The sequence below is a fragment of the Palleniella muris genome (genome assembly GCF_004792655.1).
Classification (GTDB): Bacteria; Bacteroidota; Bacteroidia; order Bacteroidales; family Bacteroidaceae; genus Prevotella; species Prevotella muris_A.
Genome location: NZ_SRZC01000016.1, coordinates 1 through 21,835, shown reverse-complemented (window position 1 = coordinate 21,835; position 21,835 = coordinate 1). Strand labels below are relative to the sequence as shown.

Sequence of the window (21,835 nt, the reverse complement as noted above, 5' to 3'; positions counted from 1 at the left end):
ACAAATAAACAAAAGCAATAACATGAAATTCAAACATATCCTTCCGACAATAATAATGGCAGCCACTGTGTCCTCCTGCTCTGACGACTTTTTGGAGAACACCCCACAAGGTTCGCTCAACGACGGAGTGATGGGAACAAGCGAAGGCGCAGAACTCCTATGTAATGCGGCTTATGCTGCACTCGGCGGAGTAAACGAACAGGATAATGGCTGCTTCTACCCTGCAAACAACTGGGCGTATGGCGAAGTGCGGTCCGACAATGCTTACAAAGGCGGCGGCGGCACCGGTGACGTGAACGAGATACACCGTATGGAAATCTTCGATGTCGATGCCAGCAACTGGAACCTTGACAACAAATGGTACCGCCTCTACTGCCAGCTCCAGCGCACCAACGCTGCCCTCAAAGTGCTTAACAGTTATTCTGATTCCGAGATAAATCACAGGCAGAGCCGCATGGCAGAGATGAAGGTGCTGCGCGCCCACTTCTTCTTCGACCTTGTCCGCCTGTTCAAGAAAGTACCTTATTTCGACGAGAATGTTGAGACTCCGGACTATGTCAGCATCCCTAACGACAAGTATTCACGCGACGAACTGCTCGGAATGATTGCCAACGAGCTCCTTGAGGCTGCCAACATGCTGCCTGAGACACAACCGGAGGTGGGACGCATACATAAATACGTGGCACTCGCTTATGCGGCAAAGGTGAAGCTTTATCAGGCTTACAAGCAGGATGAGACAACTCATAAGGTTGTCAGCGTGGACAAAACACTCTTGGGAGAGGTAGTCTCACTCGTCGACCAAGTGCTCGCAACAGGACGCTACGGCCTGCTCTCTGACTTCCAGGGACTTGACATTATAGCTAACGAGAACGGAAAAGAGTCTGTCTTCGCCGTACAGTACTCCATGAATGACGGCAGCCCTTCTGCCGGACGCATCAACTGGAGCCAGCTCCTTAACTCTCCCGGCGGCAACTCTCCTTACCATGGCGACGGATTCTTCCTCCCTTCACAGGACCTTATCAATGCCTACCAGACTGACGAGAACGGTCTGCCGGTGTTCAACTATCAGTCGTTGCCTGACTTCTCTGTGGTGAAATTCATAGACGACAACACACAAATCCTCTCCAACGCTGACCACACCGTTGACCCTCGCCTTGACTTTGTCATCGGACGCCCGGGCATAACATGGAAGACTTACACCGACACGCCATGCCGGTCATGGGTACGTGACCGCGAGACTTACGGCCATAACTGCGTGAAGCGTTTCTGGGTTTCCCCTGAGTCAGGCGACATGTACCAGGGCTGGCCTTGGGGAGCATCATCGCTCAACTGGCAGATTATCCGCACTGTCGACCTCCTTCTCTGGAAAGCCGAGGCTCTCATCGAGACAGGTGATGACCTTGGGACAGCGCGCGACATCATCAACAAGATTCGCCGCCGCGCTGCCGGCAGTCCTTGCGTCAAGGATTTCAACGACAACACGAAGCCTGCCGCCAACTATCTCATCAAGGAATATCCTGCCACAGGATGGACACAGGACTATGCGAGACAGGCACTCCGCACCGAGACACGCCTTGAGAAAGCATTCGAAGGCGAGCGTTTCTTCGATCTCGTACGCTGGGGTATTGCCGACAAAGTGATGAATTCCTACCTTGAGACAGAATGTGACAACCGCATTTACTACTCAGGCGCAAAGTTTACGGAAGGCAAGGATGAATACTATCCTATCCCTGTCCCACAATACAATTTCTCAGGAGGACGCTACACTCAGAATCCGGGATATCCTGCCTTCTGAATGTCTGCCGCTTCACTGCAAACAAAAAAGTAATCGAGGCGGGCATCCGTGGTGGATGCCCGCCTCTTTTAAGGATATTAGTCAATATTGACAGTATTGTCAGTTATGTCAGTACTGACTACCTGCCACTCACCACCTTCATCACCTTGCCGTCAGCGGTGCGGATGATGTTCACGCCGCGCTGTGCACCATTGAGTTGGCGTCCCTGAAGGTCGAAGCGCTGCCGGAGAGCGACTGTCGATGTGCTGACATTGCTTATCGCTGTCACAACATCGTTGTAGTTGCCCTTAGGAGTCTCCTCCGTGCCCTCACAGCCGAGGTTGTCATAACAGAAGTAAGCAGGAGTGTTCATGCCCCATGTGCCATTGTCGCTGCTTGAGAGAGTGAAGCGAATCTGACGCACGGCACCGAGACCGGACAGATCCATGAACGCCCAGTCGTTGAGGATGAACCATTCCGTGTTGTCCTCCGAACGACAGTCGGCAAGGTAGAACTCCTTCGTTCCCGTGATGTTCTCCTCATCGTCATAGCCTGTGGCAGTGAGCTTGAACCAGTCACCCTTGCCAAACCTCTTTGCCACACCGTCGCCGTTAGCCATTGAAGAAAGGCTCCATGCGGCGTTTGTCACCTGTACGCCCGGCACAGCCGTCATCTCATCGGTGGTGAGGGTCACATTGACCGGTCCCATGTAGTCACTGACATAAGCGATGCCATAGTTCTTTGAACCGTCGGCACCCTTTCCCGTGCAGGAGTTGAACTGGTCGGCAAACTCCTTGTAGTCCGTAGACGTGTGGTTGGCAACGCCATAACCCCACCATGTCTCATACTCGCTCATCACATACATGTCAAACCAGAAATCACCGCTCTGGAAGCCCATAGCCTCCTCGTCCTCTGCGGTGAACTGCGGCATGTGGCTTTCCTCGGCAAGCTCCACATCCTCGAGAGTGGCAACGGCAAGTCCGTGGACGGCAGGGTTGCCTATCTCGATGTCAGGCAGTGAGCAGAGGAATGTGTTCTGCTGCACAGCAGTAAAGTTAGGGTTGCGTCCGTTCAGGCGTGATACAGTGCGGTGGCTGCCGAGAGGGTCACCGAAATAAGTGATGCAGACAGAGCCTTCGGAGAGCTTCACATTCTCCTTTCCGTCCCAATCGGCAGGGAGAGTGAGGGAGACGGTCTGCGCCTTCTCTGTGGAAGCGAACGCATACTGGTTGGCGCTTGCACTGCCGAGGACAACACCCTCGGAGGTCTTGTTATAGTTTATGGCAGCGCGGAAGTTATGTATTCCCGCAAGTTTGTTTGCAGGGTGGAACAGGGTGCTGAACCTTATGTCCACCTTGTCGCCTGCGCTGAAAGTCTCGCTCTCCGGGTTTGTGGCGTTGGTGAGAGTGTAAGCCACCTCTTTCGCCGTCATCACCTGATAGTCGGCAGCACCGTTCTCTGCCTCGAGCTTCACAATCTGTCGTCCGTGCTTCAGCAGTATGGTGAAAGAACCGTCCTCGTTCTTCTTCACACCCTCGGCAGAGAAGCCCTTGTAAGTCGCTGTCGCAGAGCTAAGTTCGGGATAAGCCACAGTGACCGTCTGCACGCCCTCCGGCTTGAAGGTGTAGGCATAGCCGTCTGTCCCTTTTGCGTAGTAGAAGACATCCAGCTCCGCATCCACATTGTCACCGGCGAGCTTCTTGTCGGCAGTGTTGCGTCCTGCATTGACGGTCATGTTAGGAGTTATGCCACTCTCCTTCCCTCCTACCGTGACAACGTAGGCGGCAGTGTTCTCCGGCCATATCGCGCCCCACAGTGAGCCGCCTGTCATGTCCTTCTTCTCGCCGTTGTTGTTATACTGGCAAGCACTGATTGCGTCATATCCCACAAGGACAATGGCAGTGCCGTCCTTCTTCGCCTTGATTGCCGCCCATGCGCTGCCCGGCTCCCGGTCAATGGCGATGACAGAGTTGTCAGGCGTGCCGTCCTCGTTCAGCACGGTGTAGTGGAAATCCGGTTCGATGAAATAGTTGCTTGTTATGCCGTCGACAATTTCCCATGAACGCATGGCATGAGCGTCGAATGAGTCGCCGGCATTCATCCTGAGATGACCTTTCTCGTTTATGTTCACGAAGATGTCCGCAACGTTGTAGCCTTGGTTGGACTTCACGTCACGGTCAACAAACTTAGGGTCTGCCGCCTTATAGTCCTCATCGGTGAAAGACAGCACAGGGCGTTTCGCCTCGTCGGCATTCATGGTGAAGATACCGGCATTTGTCAAACCACCCTTGCGCCATGTGCGGAAATTATACTGTCCGCCTGCAGCAAGGACATAGTTGTACTTCTTTGCACCGCCTTCGTTGGCAATGCTCTTAGGCTCAACCTTCGCAAAGTCCACAAAATGCGCTGTCTTCTGCCCTATAATCAGTCCGGCATCGGCAGGCACGGTGACAGTGTAGGCATAGCCCATAGGAACAGCGCCTTTGACTGTAACGTTGAAATTCACCGTACCGCTCTGCATGAACGGCAGGTAGCCTTCTGTTGCGTGCTCCTCTGAAGGGACAAGCTCCACACGGTAGCTGTCACCGCTCAGCACGTTGAAAGTTGTTTGTCCTGAAGTGCTCTTACCCGGAGTGATTGTGCGTGTCTCTCCCTCACGGCTTGACGCAAAGGCAGTGGTGGAGTAGTCAGTGCCTTCCTCCCAGTCCACGCTCTTCTCCTCACCGTCCACGAGGACAGTCTTCTTGTTTGTGGCATAGGCTGTTATGGTGAACACTGCGAACTCCTGCCCACCGGCGTCCGTGACAGTCAGCTCCGTCGTTCCTGTGACAGTAGTGCCGTCAGAGGCATAGCCTGTGAGGACATACTCGCCCGAGGGAGCCTCGAAAGTGTAGGTTGTGCCTGACGGCTCACCTGTGGCGACAGCCTTTCCCGTCGCCTTCTCTGCCAGAGTCATTGTCTTGGCGATGCTGTTCATCTTCACGACAACGTTTGCTGCGGAAACGCTTATGACAGCCATTGCCGTCAAAAGCAGGGAAGTAAAGATTCTTCTCATTGATTTTTTTTGGTTTATAAAAATGGAATATTATTTACAAAATTAATTGTTTACTTAAAATACAATACATATCTGATTATATATACGTTTACACCCGAACATCCTTTGTGACCATAGAGTCTGACGCGGTTCCGATGTACACCGGCATATTTTATGCAAAGGTTAAAATCGGACATCATTATTTCCGGAATATCGCTTTCCTCACGTTCTTGATGTAGATGCTGATGATTGCGAACAGTTTTCTCATGGCTTTTGCTTTTACAGGGGTAAAAGGGGATTTGGGCATATCCTTCCACACCATGGGGCGCGGAAGGATATGCGTTTCAAATCATCCACATAACATAATAAAAAAAAACTTACTTCTTGATTATCTTCCTGCCGTCCCTTATGTAGATACCGCCGGGGAGAGGGTCAGTGACGCGCCTGCCGGTGAGGTCGTAGAAAGCGCCGTCAGACACAGGGGCGGCAACCTCCATGATTCCCGTAAACTTGCCGTCGGGCGGAAGGGCAAGGAAATGTCCGGGATTGATATAAACGCCATACTCGCCGAGGTGCCTGCCGTTGCTGTCCCACTGATGCATCTTTCCTCCGGAGACATAGCCTGCGGCGTCGGTGGCGTAAAGATAGCCGGTGTACGGATTCATGTAAAAGGCGTAAGGCTGCGCAAATGCCTCAATGTCCCTTGCCACGGTGCCGGGGAACGCCTCCCCTACTCCACTTGTCCCTCCCGATGCCATGACCTCGGAAGGGTTGACGGTGTGGTGGGAGAACTCATAATTGCCTGTGAGATAGGAGTACGACGAACCTATGCAGAGAAACGCACCCTCCCTTGTCGCCGTGCTGTAAGTGGCAGGGAAATCAAGCACTTGAAAGCATTGCGCCTCGCCGTCGAGAGCCTTGCGGCAGTCGAAGACGATGCTGCGTGCAGGGTTCTCGTAGTAGTCGCCGGGAGAGCTTATCATGAGAAACTTTCCGCTCTGCGACATCTTGCCATAGAGGTTTATCACTCCCGTGTCAACAGTCTTCACGACCCGCATTGTCGCGGCATCAAGGATGCTCACCGTCCGCTCGTAGTCATGCCCCTCCTGGAAGGCGTAGCCTCCGGAGTTGGCGACAAAGAGGTGTCCGTCGTAGCAGGCTATGCCTTCCGGTTCGTAGCCCACCTCGGTGGCTGCCACGACCTTGAATGTCTCGGTGTCAATCTTTGCCACAAAGCCCTTTGTGAAGGTCATCGCTCCGCACTCGTGGGCATAGCTTGTCACGTAGACATACCGCCCATCGGTTGCCAGTTTCCTGATGTTCGGCACATCCTCCGTGGCAGCCACCGCCTTGCCCGAGGGGGTGATGAACTGCACGATGTTTGACCAGTTGACGGCGATGGCGATGAGGTTGTCGTTGATTTGTATGATGTCGTTGGGCGTGTCGCCTATCTTGTAGCCGTTCACGTCGCGGAACCATTTGTTGCTTACTATGCGGCCGTCCTCGAAGTAGGTCAGGCGCGCATTGTCCGACTGCCAGTTGCCTTCGTTGAGGAGGATGATTTTCTCCTGCGCCGAAGCCGTAAGGGCGAGAAGGGCAAGGAGGAGGGTTGTGAGGGTTGTTTTCATTGGTTATTTTTTTATTTTTTCCGACAGTATTGTCAGTTGTGCCAGGATTGTCAGTATTGTCGGGTTAATAATCACAGCGAGAAGCTGACCGTCAGGCGGTAGTTGCGTCCCGGCATGGGATAGCGCGGGATATGCTCATACTGCTCGTCCAGGAGGTCGTTCACTTCGAGTGTCACGCCATAGTTGCGCCATGTGCAGGAGAGCTTCAGGTCGATGTTGTTGTACGGCTTGAGGACATCCTCCGGGTCGGCATACGACCACATGCGCTCCGACACATGGAGGTCGGAGACCGTCAGCGAGAGACTGCGCCACCCGATGATGCCCGTCAGTCCGTAGGAGAGGGTCGGCGAATAGCATATCGGCTTGTCGTAGGTCTCGCTCTCCGTGTCCGTGCGGTCAAGGTCACGCTGCCATGTCAGGGAAGTGAGCAGCGAGAAGTTCCAGTCGCGGAGGTTCAGGCGTGCGTTGCCTGTGGCGTTCAGTCCGCGGCAGAATGTGTAGCCGTAGTTCATCATCGACCATGTGTAGGTGCCTTTCAGCGGCAGACAGACGATGCGGTTCTCAATCCTGTTGATGTAACCGTCAGCCTGCACGGAGAATGTCCACAGCCTTGTGGCGTGCCGCCATTCCGCACCGATGTTCCACTGCTTCGTGTACTCCGGCTTCAGGTTGCGGTTGCCCGTCTGAGTATAGTAGAGGTCGTTAAGCGTCGGCACGCGGAAGATTTTCTTGTACCACGCCCTCACGGTCAGTCCGCGGAGCGACCAGGCGAGGGAGACGGCAGGAGTGAACTTGTCAAGCGGTTCTGCCGCACCGGCATGGGTGCGTGTGTGATCCTTATAGTGCTGGTGGAGCAGTGACGCTGCGAAGCGTATGCCCCTCCAGTCCGTCTGCAGCGCGATGACCTGCTTCTGGTCGGTGCGATGGACAGTGTCAAAATACTTCAGGTCGGCATGCAGCTTAGAATAGCGTATGTCGTAGCTTGTGCTCAGCGACAGCCAATGCCACGGCTGCCAACTGTAGCAGGCCGCGCCGTAGAGGTCCTCCTGACGATAATGGTTGTCGACGCGGGCAGTGTTCTGGTTCTCGGGATAGTCCGTGCAGTAATGCAGGTACTCGTTGGCATATTTGGCATTGACCTTTATGCGGTGGCTGCCGAACTGCCGGGAGTAAGCCGACTGTATGAAGAAATCGCCGTCCCATTCCCTTCCGATGTTCGTGTACTTGTCCGAGAGCCTGCGCACAATGCCTCCCGGGCATCCTCGTTCGGAATAGTAGTAGTAGATGTGCGAGGAGAAACCGCCGTTGAACAGTGCGCCCTCTACCCTGCCGTACTTTATGTCGGAGTTCTTGCGACGCCCGATGGTGTCCTCATATTCCGACTTGTAGCGGAACGGATAGTCGCCCTTTGTGGTCAAGCCCTCGATGTCGATGAAGCCTGCCCATCCCCGCCGCTTTGCCTGCAGATTGACCTTTGCCATCCATGTCCCGAACGACCCTGTCCTCAGCTGTGCCGAGAGGGAGTCCTTCTGCGGACGGCGTGTGCGGAGGTAGACAGTCGCCCCGGACGCATATTCCGACGCCGACTGGCAGTCGTCGAGCTTGTTGGCGTTGTAGAGTTCCACGGTCTCCATGGTCGAGAGTGAGAACTTCCCGAGGTCCACGGTGCCGTTCTGTGCGTTGGTGACACGTATGCCGTCGATGTATATCCCCACATGCTGCGCGCCCAGGGAGCGCACGTTGACGGTCTTCATGCCGCCCAGTCCGCCATAGTCCTTTATCTGCACGCCGGCAAAGTATTTCAGGGCGTCGGCGATGCTTGTCGCCGAGAGAGCCTGCAGCTCCTTTCCGGCGAGTGTCTGGCGCGTGGCAAGCGGCCGTCTGCCGTAGACATTGACCGTGGCGATGGTGTCCTGCCGGTCCTCCCCTGCCACGGAAGGCGGAAAGGAGTCCTGCGCCCGCACATGATGACAGTACGGGCATGACATGAGAATGGTACAGACGAACATGATGAGCCGCAGAGCCCTTCTGTCATAGGTCATGATTGGAGATTTGTTTTTTCCGTGTCCATAATCCCGTGGGCACTTGTTACTATTGGCAAAGTTGGCAGGTCTTCTGACTTCATCCTTGTTATATGTGTGGCAGTCCGCCTTCCCGGACAAATTGCCAACGGAGTTTCCTAATGTCCGTTGACGGTCCAGTGGCGATTGGTGGCTGCCCTTGAAAGAAAGGACTCACAGCATCGGGTAATGTCGCGGAATCTCACCGCGTTCCCATCTTAGCCCCGTCACCCTTGCGGATGCGGAGAACCAATTGCGGTTGCAAAGTTAATGCTTTTCACAAAGAATTCCAAATTTTTCTTGGATTTTTTTCAGACAGTATTGTCGGGTTGGTCATTACTGATCATTAATATATATATATTCCTTTTATTATTTTAAAAAGAATACTATGATGATTATTATATCCTGTGGAAACTGTGGAAAACCCTCTCCCACCCTCCTGTTCCTCCCTTACTCTCAGCACTTTACATTCCGACGCCCTGATGACAACAACCTGTTGAAAGCACGATGATAACTCCGCGAGTTATCCCCACTCCACCGTCCACGCCTTCTGAAGAAAAAGCCGCTGTTGATAACCCACGCCTTTTCCACATCGCTTTCCGCATGTTTTCCACCGTTTATACACGCTTTTCCACGCTTTTTCGTGACTTTTCCACACATTCCGTGCTGCAAAAGGTTACCACCTGCCATGCAAAAGCCTACCCTCCACCGTCCAAAAGGTAATGGAAATGCGACTGAAGAGTAACCTTTTGGCATAAGCAGCTGTTGGAAATCCTGCAAGACAGGAAAAAAGATGCAAACCAAGGCAATCAGGCATTTTATTGCATATATGGAAACATTAACTGAAAATTATTTAATATATAATGTTTTTTAACCAAGAAAATTGGGCGAGTGAACTTATTGTTCACGATTATAGTGTAATTTCGCAGCCGAAACAGTGGTGTAGTCTGCTTTGGCTGTGATATATAGCTGTAATATATATATATAATAGGGGAGTGCAGACTGATGGGTTGCCGCTGAGAGTAAGAACAGTGCCCTGTCGCGTGACGGCGGGGCGAATAAACAAAGAACAATGAAGGAATTACGACGTATGGTCATCGTGGAGATGACGGAGAAAGTGAGGCTTCTGCTGTCAATGCAGGAGAAGGACGGTTTGCAGTGGAGGGGCACGAAGAGGGACCTTCTGGAACTGCTTCATGAGGTCTACTACCATTGCGGGATAGTGATGGCGGACGGGAGCTATGCCACGTTCACGTATCTTGTGGGGCGTGTGTTCAAGGTTTTCGGTATGGTTCCTCCGCGCAACCCTTCTTCCAAGGCGTTCCGTGCGGAGGGCAGGAAAGGGGTTCGCAGGGCGAGCCTTTTCAGCAGGATGGAGTCGGCTGCTTCGGCAGGCGGCAGGGCAGGACTGGATCGGTTCTGGGAGGGGATTGTCAGATGAAGGCAGCAATGAATGCAACGACAGTACCGACAGTTGTGACAGAACTGACAATACTGACAGTACCGACCGTATTTTCAGCACTGACCGTAAGGCTTTGGGCATGATACCCCCATTCATACCCCCATAAAATTTGGAATCGCTTGCAGAATGTTGTACCTTTGCACCAGCTAAACGAAACAAGCACTTTAACAATCATTGAAAAACCTAACAATCATTCTTTTTACTATGGAAAACACAATCATGATGAACCCTTTCCCGGTCAGGGAACCGGAGCGCGAGAAGCTCAGCGAACATTTCACCATTACGGAGATGAGCCGTTCTGCCACGGCGATACGCCATGGGTGGGACAACAAGCCCACGGAGCTTGCGGTGGTCAATCTGCGGCTGCTCTGCGAGAATGTCCTTGAACCTCTGAGGCGCAGGTTCGGTGTGCTGAGAATCACGAGCGGCTACCGTTCCAAGAAGGTCAACGAGGCTGTGGGCGGGGCGGAGTTCTCCCAGCATCTTTACGGCGAGGCTGCCGACATCTTTGTCCCCAATGCGGAGGTGGGGAAGAAGATGTTTGACTTCATCCGCCAGACGCTGCCTTACGACCAGCTCATCTACGAGTGCCGCAGGAGGGACAATGCGCAGTGGATACATGTCTCGTACAGCATCGAGCATCTGCGCCGCCAGCATTTCATGCACTACGAGATGCCTGACAATTCCGCCAAGGCACTGCGGAAGGTGGGGTAGGGATGAGCCGCCGGGAACGGGTCGTCAGTATTGACAGTACTGTCATTATTGACAATATTGACCGACCCGACAATACTGTCATTACTGACACAATTGTCATTACTGTCTTTTTTTTAATTAACCTTTTTTCTAACAACACAAACACATTTAATTTATTATGCCAGTACTTTACAAAGTCAAGAAAATCGAACGCAAGTATTCAGACGGTCGTGTAGACCCTGCGAACAACAAGTGGTACGCCAATGCCGTCATCGTAAACACAGTGTCCACGGACAAGATTGCCGAACGCATAGAGGAGAAATGTTCCCTCACCAAGTCGGATGTCAAGGGCTGCATAGAGGCTCTCATCTATGAGATAAAGACCCAGCTCCAGAATTCCTATGCCGTGAAGCTCGACGGTCTCGGCACTTTCAAGATGTCACTCCGCAGCAAGGGTGCCGAGAGCCTTGAGGAGTTCTCTGTCCAGAAGAACATTGTGGGCACAAGGGTGCTTTTCCTCCCGACAAAGCAGAAGGACACTGCCTCCGGCAAGGTAATCTCCGTTCTCACCTATGGCACCAAGTGCACCAGGGTTCCTGAGAACATTGTCAAGGAGTCTGCTGCCTGACCCTTTGCGCCCTCCCCGGTCTCCAAAACGGGAAAATAGGGGAGGGCGCACCCTTTTCCTTTCTTTACTAAAACCATCAACCCAAAACCTAAAAAACATGACTAAGAAAGAAACCGTGAAATACATTATCCAGCTTATTGTCGCCATCCTTACGGCGATAGGCACATCGATTGGTGTGACAAGCTGCTATGGTCTGTAAAAAAATATATTGGTGTCGTCCTGTAAAAAAAACAATGATAAGCAGCAAAACTCTCATATATCACCATCTTATGAGGTTTTTCTTCAAAAAAAGGGGGCTTGGGAACCGCGTCACCACTAACGCGGTTCTCTGCCCAGAAACATCCGTACATTACGTACACAATAAGGGATGTATTTGCATTTTACCGACACCAACAAAAACATCATCAGTGTAAAAAAAAGAGTGCCGTCAATTGGGATGAGCGACACTCTTTTCTTAATATAAAAACAACTAACATTTTTTTTGTGCGTGTGTATTTTTGCTTACACACCACACTAACCACTTATTTATTCTCCGATAATCTCCTTCGGGAGTATGGGCATCGCACCGTTTTGGGTGCATACGAATGCTGAGGTGTTCACCGCTGTCTCGTGGGCTTCCTCCACGGACCTGCCCTTGATGATTGAGGAGAGGAACGCCGCCGTGAACGAGTCGCCTGCTCCCACTGTGTCGGCAACCTCCACCACAGGAGTTGCCTTGAAGGACACGCTGCCCGGGGTGAAGACATAACTGCCGTTGACACCGCAGGTGAGGATGAGCATCTTGAGGTTATACTTGCCGAGGAGTATCCAGCACTTGTCCTGAAGGTCTATGCCCGGATAGCCTTTCAGGCGGCTCACGGTGACAAGCTCCTCATCGTTTATTTTCAGTATGTTGCAGCGGCGGAGGGACTCGCAGATGATTTCCTTGTTATAGAATCCCTGGCGGAGATTGATATCGAAGACTTTCAGAGTGTCCTCATCCTTCGGCATGGCATCGAGGAAATTGAGGATTGTGGTGCGTGAGACCACGGAGCGTTGTGCCAGCGAACCGAAGCATACGGCGCGAGTGTTGCGGGCTATCTCCTCCAGTTCCGGAGTGAAAGGGATGTTGTCCCATGCCACGTTCTCCTTGATGCTGTACTGCGGGATGCCCGCCCGGTCGATTTCCACCTGCACGGTGCCGGTAGGGTAGTCCACGGCAGGGATGTGGCAGTTGAGTCCGTTCTCGTCAAACCTTTCGAGAAGTTCCTCGCCCAACTTGTCTTTTCCTATTGCGCTCACTGCAAGGCTTTTAAGTCCGAACTGTGAGACATGGTATGCGAAGTTGGCAGGTGCGCCGCCGATTTTCTTTCCTTCCGGAAGGACATCCCAGAGAGCCTCTCCGAGACCTACGATGAATTTGTTCATAGATTTGTATTTGTTTTTAAGGTGATTATTTCTTTATGCGTGCGGAGTAGAGCAGGAGATACGCTGCTCCGATGGTCATCACGGCAATTGCCCCTGCCTGTCCGCCGAGGATGTCACTGGCGAAGCCCATGGCAAGCGGGAAGATTGTGCCGCCGAAGAGTCCCATAATCATCAGTCCCGAGACCTCGTTCTTCTCCTTCGGGCTGTTGTTCAGAGCCTGTGCGAAGACCACCGGGAAGATGTTAGAGTTACCGAAGCCTATCATGGCTATTGCGGCATAGATGAGGTAGAGCGAGGATGCAGAGAAGAGGATTATCATCGCCAAGAGCATCATTACCACGCTCACGGTGAAGAATTTCCTTGCGGAGCAGGAGCGCAGGATGAACGAGCCGAGGAAGCATCCTGCGGTGCGAAAGATGAAGTAGACGCCTGTGGCGAATCCGGCAGTCTCGAGAGTCATGCCGAGGCGTTCTATGAGGATTTTCGGTGCTGTGGTGTTTGTGCCGACATCTATGCCCACATGGCACATTATCCCGAGGAAGCAGAGGAGGATGAACGGGCGTCCGAGGAGCCTGATGCAGTCCGTCACGCTTGATGCCTTGTCAGGCTGCTCCTCCTCGATGGGTGTTGCTCCGAGCATGGCGATGGTGATGGTGCACACTGCGGCATAGATAGGGAAGAGCACTTTCCAGTTCATGCCGAGTGTAGGCATGAGGGTTGTCGCTCCCCATGCCGCGAGGATAGGTGCGAGGAATGACGCTATCGCCTTGACAAACTGCCCGAAGGTGAGTGTGGAGGCGAGGTGGTCGGAGCTCATGAGGTTACTCACAAGTGGGTTGAGTGATGTCTGCATGATGGCGTTTCCTATGCCGAGGAAGGAGAAAGCCAGGAGCATTGCCGTGAAGCTGTCAGCGAAGACAGGGATGACGAGCGATGTGAGGGTGACGGCGAGCGACACGAGGACAGTGTTCTTGCGTCCTATCCTGTTCATCAGCAGTCCCGTAGGCACTGAGAAGATGAGAAACCAGAAGAACACGAGTGACGGGAAGAGGTTAGCCTGCGAGTCGGTAAGGCTGAGGTCCTTCTGCACATAGTTGGACGCTGTGCCCACGAGGTCGACGAAACCCATGGCGAAGAAGCACAGCATGACTGGGATTATCTGTGCCAGGAATGATTTTTGTCCAGCAGCGAGGGTTTTGTTGTTTTCCATTGTTGAGGATGTTTTTTTTTTGGGGGGGGCAGATTGTCAAGTTGTCAACTTGTCAACTTGTCAATTTGTCGTATCTACTTTATTTTATATGCATTCAGTTTCTTTATTTTTCCCTTTCCTTTGCCCTTCACGGTGATGGTGGAGTACGGTTGGGTAGGGAAGACAAGGTTGGTCATCGCAAACCTTCCTTCAGAGTCGAACGCCTCGATGGACGAGGAGTCGATAAAGATGCGTATGGTTCCCGCAGGAGCGTCCTTGGAGAGCGGAGCAACGGTGACGGCAGGGAAATGGCGGCTGAAGCTGACCTCACCGCTCTTTGTGCGGTCCATGGTGAAGGTCATGTCCTTGGCATCGATGGTCATGATGACTTTGTCGCCGTTGGCATTGGAGAGGGTCAGTGATACATCCGACTTGGCATTGAGGCTGTAGTCCATGACTATCTCCATACCTTTGCCGTCAGGGAGACGGAACGTTCTGCCTTTCTGCGATACGGAGAATCTGCCGTAGCTTCGTGCCTCTCCGCGCATATCGGCGAGTTCCTTGGCAGGTTTGGATGCGAGGAGGAGTTTTCCTTCAGGGCTGTGGAATAGTGATAAGTCGCGTGGCAGAGTGTTTGCGCTGCGGAACTGTTTTGTCGGCACTTCGTTGGCATACTGCCAGTTGCTCATCCAGCCTATCGCCGTGCGTCGCCCTTCGGGAGCGTCGCTCCATGTGACGGTGGCGTAATGGTCCTTGCCGAAGTCCATCCAGAGAGTGTCCTCAGGGGCGTAGTCGGAGGTGAATTTCTTGCCGTCAAACTCGCCTATGAAATATTGTGTTGCCGAACCGCCGAACTTTCCTCCGGGGTTAAGGTTGCAGAGGAGCACCCATTTCTTCTCGTTTGTCCCCGGCACATCGAGTTGGAAGAGGTCAGGGCATTCCCACACGCCGTCCTGTGCTCCGTAGCCTTTGCCGAAAGAGCTTTCGTAGGTCCACTCCTTGAGGTCTGGCGAGCTGAAGATGTGCATCTCGTGGTCCATGGCTCCGGCGAGGACAAGGTTCCATTTGTTTATGCCGCTGTTCCGGAATATGTTAGGGTCGCGTGCCTCATTGGGAGTGACGATGACAGGGTTGCCCGGATATTTCGTGAATGTCATGCCGTTGTCACTGCTGTGCGCGAGGCTCTGCACCTGGCTCTTGTCACATGAGGTGTAGAGGGTTATCACCTCACCTGCGCCGAAGCCTGCGGTGTTGTCATGGTCGATGACACTGTTGCCGCTGAAGATTGTCCCCAGTCCGTCAGGGCGTATGGCTTCCGGGTGGTGAGTCCAATGGACGAGGTCGGTGGAAGAGGAGTGTCCCCATGTCATGTTCTGCCATTTTGAGCCATAAGGGTTATGCTGATAATAAAGATGCCATGCGCCATCCTTGTAAAACATTCCGTTCGGGTCGTTCATCCATCCGTAGAGCGGAGTGTGGTGGTAGGTAGGGCGGTACTTCTCTTTGTTGCTTGTGTCAAAGGAGTCGGAGACGCTCATCTCGTTCCAGCAAAGAATCTCGGTGGCCTGGCGCGAATGTTCGCGGTTGTTAACAGGGCTTATTATACTAAGGAGAATCTCGCCCTTGCCCGCATACGGCGAGAGGTCAAACGGCACGCTGTAGTCCACATTGTTCTCTGCCAGGCGCACGAAGAGCGTTGTCACCTTCTCACCGTTCACCAGGACATCGATTCTGGAGTCCTCGCGGTTTTCTTCTACGGGAAGGATGAGATACTTTCCGGTAGGCTTCACCTTTACCAGTGTGTGGTCGGGTGCGGGGTGCATGAATTTGAGGGATTGGTGTGCTCCCCATGCCAGTTGGGTTGTCAGGATAAAGATTAGTGTTACGAGTGTCGATTTCATGTCTGTACTTGTTTTTAATTCAGATTTCTGCTGCAAAATTAATAATCAATCGGCATTCAGGCGATAAAAAATGATACATTATTTAGTAATGCCGTTTCATGTAACATCATTTTTAACGATTGTAACGTGGATAATTCCGCAAAAAGCATTAATTTTGCAGATGAACCTGAAATAAACTAAAACCACAACCCATAACCTGAAACCTAAGATGAAACTATTCCTGTATCTGTTTCTGCTGTCTGCCTTTTTCATGACAGGATGCACCGAGGAAAAGAAAGTGCGCATCGGTGTGTCGCAATGCAGCACCGACGACTGGCGCATGACGCTTAACGAAGAAATAATGCGCGAGGAAATCTTCCATCCGGAAGTGGAGGTGGAGATACGTTCCGCCGATGACAACAATGCCAAACAAATAGCCGACCTGGAATATTTCGCAAAGAACGATTTTGACATCATCATTGTCTCGCCCAACGAGGCAAAAGCCGTCACACCGAAGATAAAGGCATTGCACGATAGCGGTATGCCAATCGTGGTCTTCGACCGTGAGGCAAGCGAGAAATGCTACTCCGCTTTCGTCGGAGCGGACAATCACGACATCGGCGTGAAGGCGGCACAGTATGCCTTGCTGCTATCCGATGAAGAACTCAACATCCTTGAAATCACAGGACTGCCGGGCTCCACCCCTGCCATGAAGCGTGGCAGCGGATTCGATGAGGTGATGACGGAGAACGGCGGCAGGGCAAGGATTGTGGCAAAAGCCGCCGGTAACTGGAACTATGAGGACGCTTTTGCCGTGGCTGACTCCATACTTGCCGTCCATCAGGAGATAAACGTCATCTACGCACACAATGACCGTATGGCAATCGGAGCCTCGGACGCGGCAAAGAAACATGGCATCAAGGACATGAAGATAATAGGTGTGGACGGTGTCCCGTCTACAGGTCTGAAGGCGGTGGCCGACGGTGTGATAACCGCAACATTCCTTTATCCTACCGAGGGCAGCCTGCTGTTCAGGAAAGCATTGGCCATTGTCAACGGCTCGCCGTTTGAGGAAGAGACAATCATCACCACACCGACCGTGGTGACAAAGGACAATGCCGAACTGATGCTTATGCTTGACCAAGAGATTCAGAACGAGACACGCAAGGTGAAGACTCTGAAAGGGCAGGTGGACGAATACTGGAGCCGGCATTCGGCACAGACCACGGTGCTGTACTCCGTCGTGGCGATTCTTGTGCTGCTGTCCATCCTTTTCTATATGCTGCTGCGCTACTATTGGGCACGAAAACACCACTATGCGGCAATCATGGCACAAAAACAGCAGCTCGAACAGCAGCAGGCGACCCTGACCTCGCTCTACGAACAGCTGCGCGATGCCACACAGTCGAAACTCACCTTCTTCACCAATGTCTCCCACGACCTGCGCACACCGCTGACGCTCATCGCAGAACCTGTGGCGCAGATGGTCAGAGCGGACAACATCACTCCTCAACAGTCTGCCATGATGCGCCTGGCGGACAAGAACGTGAAGGTGCTGATGCGGCTCATCAACCAGATACTCGACTTCCGAAAGGCTGAGAACGGTAAGATGACCTACAACCCCGTGGAGACCGATATGCGCACGGCAATACTGGACTGGTCGGACGCCTTCCGCCGGGCTGCCGCACGCAAGCATCTGGCTTTCACGGTGAACATCATGGAGGCGGAAAGCTATTCCATGGCGGTGGACATAGAGAAACTGGAGCGCATTTACTTCAACCTCATCTCCAACGCATTCAAGTACACACCGCAGAACGGCAGCGTGGCGGTGGACATGAGACAGGAGAACGGAAAACTCATCATAAAGGTCTCTGACAACGGACAGGGGATAAGCGAGGAGAACAGAAAGCAGATTTTCGAACGTTTCTTCCGCGCCGACCAGGTTACCCCTAACGGCTCGGGCATAGGACTGGCACTGACAAAATCCTTTGTGGAGCTTCACGGTGGTGCGATAGATGTCGAAAGCACGGAGGGAAAAGGCTCGGTGTTCACTGTAGAGCTGCCTGTCACCCATGTCGACAAGCATCTCTCAAGCCATGAGAGCCTTAACAGCCCTGATGATGTGACCGAGGAACTTGCCGACATCGAAGCTCCGGAACCTGAACAGGAAGAGGCGGACGGCAGACCGACAGCACTCGTCATAGACGACAACGCGGACATTCGCACATTGGTCTACGGACTGCTCTGCGACAAATACAATATCATCCAAGCCTCCAACGGTGCACAGGGCATACGAATGGCATCACGCTACATCCCTGACATCATCATCTGTGACGTGATGATGCCGGGAACAGACGGTCTCGAGACATGCCGACACCTGAAGAACGAGGTCACGACATCCCACATTCCGGTGCTTCTGCTCACCGCCTGTGCCCTCGACGAGCAGCGCGTGGCAGGCTACGAATGCGGTGCCGATGCTTACCTCTCCAAACCGTTCAACTCACGCGTGCTGACGGCAAGGTGCGAATCCCTGATTCTCAACCGCCGAAGGATAAGCCTGCAAGTGACAGAAGACAAGGAGAAACCTGCTCCGGAACTCACCAAGCCTGACAGCAATCTCCTGCCGCAGAGTGACATCGACGACGAGTTCTACCGCCGTTTCGTGGAGGTTGTGGAGGCGGAACTCGGCAACAGCGACCTCACCGTAGAGGACCTCGGCGCGAAGACAGGGCTCAGCCGTGTGCAGCTTTACCGCAAGATAAAGGCTCTCACCAACTATTCCCCGACAGAGCTCCTGAAAATCATACGCCTGCGCAAGGCCGAGAAGATGCTCAAATCCACACGCCTGACAATCTCCGAAGTGTGCTACGCCGTCGGATTCTCCTCCCCAAGCTACTTCACCAAATGCTACCGTGAGCAGTTCGACGAATCCCCTTCCGACACTCAGCAGCGCACCTCGCGGATGAAATAAAAACAAAAACAAAGCAGTAATAATAGCTGCCGCACGTAAGAAAGACATACACTTTCACGTGCGGCAGCTTATTTTTTTACAAAATGTACAATTGCAAAGGCATCAGTTTCCCAAAATTCCTTTTATCTCATTCAGCTTGTTAAGAGCCTGGATAGGAGTGAGATTGTCAACATCAAGCGAGAGGAGTGCGTCCCTTATCTGCTCCAAGACAGGATCCTCCAATTGAAAGAATGACAGCTCAGGGGCAGTGCCCTTCCTCTCCGGCAGCCCTTCCGAGACGACGGCAGGCGCAGAGGCGGTTCCGGCGGACTGCTCCGACGATGTCAGCGAATTGCGTGCGCCGTTGCCTTTCTCCTCCAGCTTCTTCAGGATGATGTTCGCACGGCGCACAATCTCCGCCGGCATACCGGCGATCTCGGCGACATGGATACCGAAGGAATGCTCCGAACCGCCCGGCACGAGCTTGCGGAGGAACACCACCTTGCCCTTTTCCTCCGCCACGGAGATGTTGAAGTTGTGTATCCTCGGGAACCGCTCCGCCATTTCGTTCAGCTCATGGTAGTGCGTGGCGAAGAGCGTGCGCGGATGCGCCGCCGATGGTCTGTCGCTGCTGCCGTGGAGATACTCCACAATCGCCCACGCTATGGAAATGCCGTCATAGGTGCTTGTGCCGCGCCCGAGTTCGTCGAAGATGACGAGGGAGCGCGCCGTGATGTTGTTAAGTATGTTCGACGCCTCGGTCATCTCCACCATGAAAGTAGACTCGCCCGCGGCGATGTTGTCCGACGCACCCACACGTGTGAACACCTTGTCCACAATGCCTATTTCCGCGCTCTCTGCCGGCACGAAGCATCCCGTCTGGGCGAGCAGTGTGATGAGAGCCGTCTGACGCAGCAGAGCCGACTTACCTGCCATGTTCGGACCTGTTATCATCATTATCTGTTGGCTCTCCGTGTCAAGGTGTATGTCGTTCGGCACATACACCTCACCGTAATCCATGCGCGCCTCGATGACAGGGTGGCGGCCTGCCTTTATGGTCAGGGCGGTCGTGTCGTTGATGACAGGGCGGTTGTATTTCCTGTGCAGGGAGACGAGGGCGAACGACAGGAGACAGTCAAGGCGCGCCACAAGGGCAGCATCACGCTGTATCCTCACGACAATCCGCTGGCAGTCGCGCAGCAGGCGGTCGTAGACGCGCTGCTCTATCTCGGCGATGCGCGTCTCGGCATTGAGGATTTTCTCCTCATAAGCCTTCAGTTCGGGAGTGATGTACCGCTCCGCCTGGGCGAGGGTCTGCTTGCGTACCCATGTCTCGGGGACATTGTCGCGGTACGTGTTGCGTACTTCAAGGTAATAGCCGAAGACATTGTTGAAACCAACCTTCAGCGACAGGATGCCCGTCTTCTCGGCTTCCTCCGCCTGCAGTTTGAGCAGATAGTCCTTGCTGTCGCGGTGGAGAAGGCGCAGGTCGTCAAGTTCCGCATCCACGCCGTCGCCGATGACATTGCCTTTGGAAATCTGGACGGGTGTCTCAGGATTTATCTCGCGCAGTATCCTGTCCCTCATCTCCGGACAAGGGTCAAGCTCCCGGGCAAGGGCTATGAGGTCATTGTTGTCCGAGGCAAGGCATTCCGTGCGCAGCACCTCCACCGCCCTGAGTGCCTCGGCAAGGGAGCGGAGCTCGCGCGGATTGACACGTAAAGTGGAGATTTTCGCCGTTATGCGCTCGAGGTCGGCGATGCTTTGCAGCTGTTCCGAGACAGTGGCGCGTAGGTCTGTGGCGCGGAAGAAATGCTCCACCACGTTCTGCCTTTCCACAATCTTCGCCACATCCTTCAGTGGGAACAGGAGCCAGCGGCGCAGCAGTCTGCCGCCCATCGCCGTGGCTGTGTTGTCGATGATGCCGAGGAGCGATGCGCCTCCTTCGGTCATAGGCTGCAGAAGTTCGAGGGAGCGCACGGTGAACGTGTCGAGTCGCACGTAATTGTCGGTGTCGAGGCGGCTGATGCTTGTTATATGACCTAACATCTTATGCTCCGTGAACTCCAGATAGTTCATTATCGCCCCTGCCGCCGCTATGCCATTCTTCAGGTGGTCGATGCCGAAGCCCTTCAGGCTCTTCACGGCAAAATGGTCGCAGAGCCCCTTTTCCGCCGTCTCCTCGGCAAACGCCCAGTCGTCAAGCTCGTAGGTGCAGAGCCTTGCCGGGAAGCGCGAGAAGAACTCGTTGCGGCGCCGGCGTTCGAGAAGCACCTCCTTGGGCTGGAAATTGTCAATGGCTTTTATGGCATAGTCATAAGACCCTTCGCCGCAGAGGAACTCACCGGTGGAGATGTCGAGGAACGCTATGCCCACCGCCCCGCGTCCGAGGTGGACGGCGCAGAGGAAGTTGTTCTCCTTGTTCTCGAGCACATTGTCCTGCATCGCCACACCCGGAGTGACAAGTTCCGTGATGCCACGCTTGACGAGCGTCTTCGTCTTCTTCGGGTCCTCCAGTTGGTCGCAGATGGCAACGCGCTGTCCGGCGCGGATGAGTTTCGGCAGATGAGTGTCGAGGGCGTGGTACGGGAATCCCGCCATCGCCTCTCCCTGTGCCGCCCCCTTGTTTCGGTGTGTGAGGGTCATGTGGAGAATCTTCGAAGCAATCTCCGCATCCTCGCAGTATGTCTCGTAGAAATCACCGCAGCGGAACAGGAGCAGCGCATCGGGATGCTTGCTCTTCAACTCGCGGAACTGTCTCATCATAGGGGTCAGCTCATCCGCTTTTTTTGCCATAAATATTGTAGTCTTTTTATTATAAACAAAGGTTATACATTGGAAACGCACGCTTTCCGTGCTTCTGCAAAGTTAATGCTTTTCACAAAGAATTCCAAATTTTTCTTGAGATTTTTTCCGACAGCATTGTCAATTGTGGCAGGAATGACAATATTGACCGACCCGACAGTACTGTCACTACTGCCACAATTGACAATAATGATAACACAGACAGTACTGACAATTGCGTCAATGATGTCGGCACTGACCATCAATATATATATATTCCTTTTATTATTTTAAAAAGAATACTATGATGATTATTATATCCTGTGGAAACTGTGGAAAACCCTCT

At 53.2% G+C, this 21,835-nt stretch carries 13 protein-coding genes and 1 riboswitch; of the genes, 6 read left to right on the top strand and 7 right to left on the bottom strand.

Translation table 11 applies throughout. The annotated features are described in order from the left end of the window. Positions 1 to 22: 22 nt before the first annotated feature. Positions 23 to 1,795: a RagB/SusD family nutrient uptake outer membrane protein gene (locus E5358_RS10000; protein WP_135940049.1), complete on the top strand. Its 1,773-nt coding sequence runs from the start codon at positions 23 to 25 to the stop codon at positions 1,793 to 1,795. Between the two features lie 118 nt (positions 1,796 to 1,913). Here the strand turns inward: E5358_RS10000 and E5358_RS09995 are convergent, their stop codons facing one another. The 3 genes from E5358_RS09995 to E5358_RS09985 form a co-directional block, all read right to left on the bottom strand. Continuing rightward, on the bottom strand, positions 1,914 to 4,829 hold the full coding sequence (locus E5358_RS09995) for a DUF4465 domain-containing protein (RefSeq protein WP_135940048.1): 2,916 nt from the start codon (positions 4,827 to 4,829) through the stop codon (positions 1,914 to 1,916). Between the two features lie 356 nt (positions 4,830 to 5,185). Beyond that, positions 5,186 to 6,436, bottom strand: coding sequence for a YncE family protein (locus E5358_RS09990; protein WP_135940047.1), 1,251 nt, complete (start codon positions 6,434 to 6,436; stop codon positions 5,186 to 5,188). Positions 6,437 to 6,507: 71 nt separating this feature from the next. Then, positions 6,508 to 8,478: a TonB-dependent receptor plug domain-containing protein gene (locus E5358_RS09985; RefSeq protein WP_135940046.1), complete on the bottom strand. Its 1,971-nt coding sequence runs from the start codon at positions 8,476 to 8,478 to the stop codon at positions 6,508 to 6,510. A 46-nt stretch (positions 8,479 to 8,524) separates the two neighbouring features. Next, a riboswitch (cobalamin riboswitch) is annotated at positions 8,525 to 8,765 on the bottom strand. 803 nt (positions 8,766 to 9,568) lie between these two features. Between E5358_RS09985 and E5358_RS09980 the strand changes: the two genes are divergently transcribed. From E5358_RS09980 to E5358_RS15115, 4 genes are all read left to right on the top strand, one after another. Beyond that, positions 9,569 to 9,937, top strand: a complete 369-nt coding sequence (locus E5358_RS09980; protein ID WP_135940045.1) for a hypothetical protein — start codon at positions 9,569 to 9,571, stop codon at positions 9,935 to 9,937. Positions 9,938 to 10,162: 225 nt separating this feature from the next. Next, positions 10,163 to 10,672 (top strand): D-Ala-D-Ala carboxypeptidase family metallohydrolase, encoded by a 510-nt coding sequence (locus tag E5358_RS09975; RefSeq protein WP_277821249.1) that lies wholly within the window; start codon positions 10,163 to 10,165, stop codon positions 10,670 to 10,672. 157 nt (positions 10,673 to 10,829) lie between these two features. After that, complete coding sequence (locus tag E5358_RS09970) at positions 10,830 to 11,279, top strand: HU family DNA-binding protein (RefSeq protein ID WP_135940044.1); 450 nt, start codon at positions 10,830 to 10,832, stop codon at positions 11,277 to 11,279. Positions 11,280 to 11,376: 97 nt separating this feature from the next. Beyond that, positions 11,377 to 11,478: a smalltalk protein gene (locus E5358_RS15115; RefSeq protein WP_168354637.1), complete on the top strand. Its 102-nt coding sequence runs from the start codon at positions 11,377 to 11,379 to the stop codon at positions 11,476 to 11,478. Positions 11,479 to 11,804: 326 nt separating this feature from the next. Here the strand turns inward: E5358_RS15115 and E5358_RS09965 are convergent, their stop codons facing one another. The 3 genes from E5358_RS09965 to E5358_RS09955 form a co-directional block, all read right to left on the bottom strand. Continuing rightward, positions 11,805 to 12,686 (bottom strand): carbohydrate kinase family protein, encoded by an 882-nt coding sequence (locus E5358_RS09965; protein WP_135940043.1) that lies wholly within the window; start codon positions 12,684 to 12,686, stop codon positions 11,805 to 11,807. Positions 12,687 to 12,711: 25 nt separating this feature from the next. After that, on the bottom strand, positions 12,712 to 13,896 hold the full coding sequence (locus E5358_RS09960) for an MFS transporter (RefSeq protein ID WP_168354636.1): 1,185 nt from the start codon (positions 13,894 to 13,896) through the stop codon (positions 12,712 to 12,714). Positions 13,897 to 13,970: 74 nt separating this feature from the next. Continuing rightward, complete coding sequence (locus tag E5358_RS09955) at positions 13,971 to 15,776, bottom strand: glycoside hydrolase family 32 protein (RefSeq protein WP_277821248.1); 1,806 nt, start codon at positions 15,774 to 15,776, stop codon at positions 13,971 to 13,973. Between the two features lie 208 nt (positions 15,777 to 15,984). Here E5358_RS09955 and E5358_RS09950 point away from each other — a divergent pair, with 208 nt between their 5' ends. Then, on the top strand, positions 15,985 to 18,726 hold the full coding sequence (locus E5358_RS09950) for a hybrid sensor histidine kinase/response regulator transcription factor (RefSeq protein WP_135940042.1): 2,742 nt from the start codon (positions 15,985 to 15,987) through the stop codon (positions 18,724 to 18,726). Between the two features lie 102 nt (positions 18,727 to 18,828). Here the strand turns inward: E5358_RS09950 and mutS are convergent, their stop codons facing one another. Beyond that, positions 18,829 to 21,501, bottom strand: coding sequence for a DNA mismatch repair protein MutS (mutS, locus tag E5358_RS09945; RefSeq protein WP_135940041.1), 2,673 nt, complete (start codon positions 21,499 to 21,501; stop codon positions 18,829 to 18,831). Between the last annotated feature and the right edge of the window lie 334 nt (positions 21,502 to 21,835).

What these genes read in the sequence shown, in the direction of transcription:
- E5358_RS10000 (WP_135940049.1), top strand. Translation starts at nt 23, where the DNA reads ATGAAATTCAAACATATCCTTCCGACAATAATAATGGCAGCCACTGTG.
- E5358_RS09995 (WP_135940048.1), bottom strand. Translation starts at nt 4,829, where the DNA reads ATGAGAAGAATCTTTACTTCCCTGCTTTTGACGGCAATGGCTGTCATA.
- E5358_RS09990 (WP_135940047.1), bottom strand. Translation starts at nt 6,436, where the DNA reads ATGAAAACAACCCTCACAACCCTCCTCCTTGCCCTTCTCGCCCTTACG.
- E5358_RS09985 (WP_135940046.1), bottom strand. Translation starts at nt 8,478, where the DNA reads ATGACCTATGACAGAAGGGCTCTGCGGCTCATCATGTTCGTCTGTACC.
- E5358_RS09980 (WP_135940045.1), top strand. Translation starts at nt 9,569, where the DNA reads ATGAAGGAATTACGACGTATGGTCATCGTGGAGATGACGGAGAAAGTG.
- E5358_RS09975 (WP_277821249.1), top strand. Translation starts at nt 10,163, where the DNA reads ATGGAAAACACAATCATGATGAACCCTTTCCCGGTCAGGGAACCGGAG.
- E5358_RS09970 (WP_135940044.1), top strand. Translation starts at nt 10,830, where the DNA reads ATGCCAGTACTTTACAAAGTCAAGAAAATCGAACGCAAGTATTCAGAC.
- E5358_RS15115 (WP_168354637.1), top strand. Translation starts at nt 11,377, where the DNA reads ATGACTAAGAAAGAAACCGTGAAATACATTATCCAGCTTATTGTCGCC.
- E5358_RS09965 (WP_135940043.1), bottom strand. Translation starts at nt 12,686, where the DNA reads ATGAACAAATTCATCGTAGGTCTCGGAGAGGCTCTCTGGGATGTCCTT.
- E5358_RS09960 (WP_168354636.1), bottom strand. Translation starts at nt 13,896, where the DNA reads ATGGAAAACAACAAAACCCTCGCTGCTGGACAAAAATCATTCCTGGCA.
- E5358_RS09955 (WP_277821248.1), bottom strand. Translation starts at nt 15,776, where the DNA reads ATGAAATCGACACTCGTAACACTAATCTTTATCCTGACAACCCAACTG.
- E5358_RS09950 (WP_135940042.1), top strand. Translation starts at nt 15,985, where the DNA reads ATGAAACTATTCCTGTATCTGTTTCTGCTGTCTGCCTTTTTCATGACA.
- mutS (WP_135940041.1), bottom strand. Translation starts at nt 21,501, where the DNA reads ATGGCAAAAAAAGCGGATGAGCTGACCCCTATGATGAGACAGTTCCGC.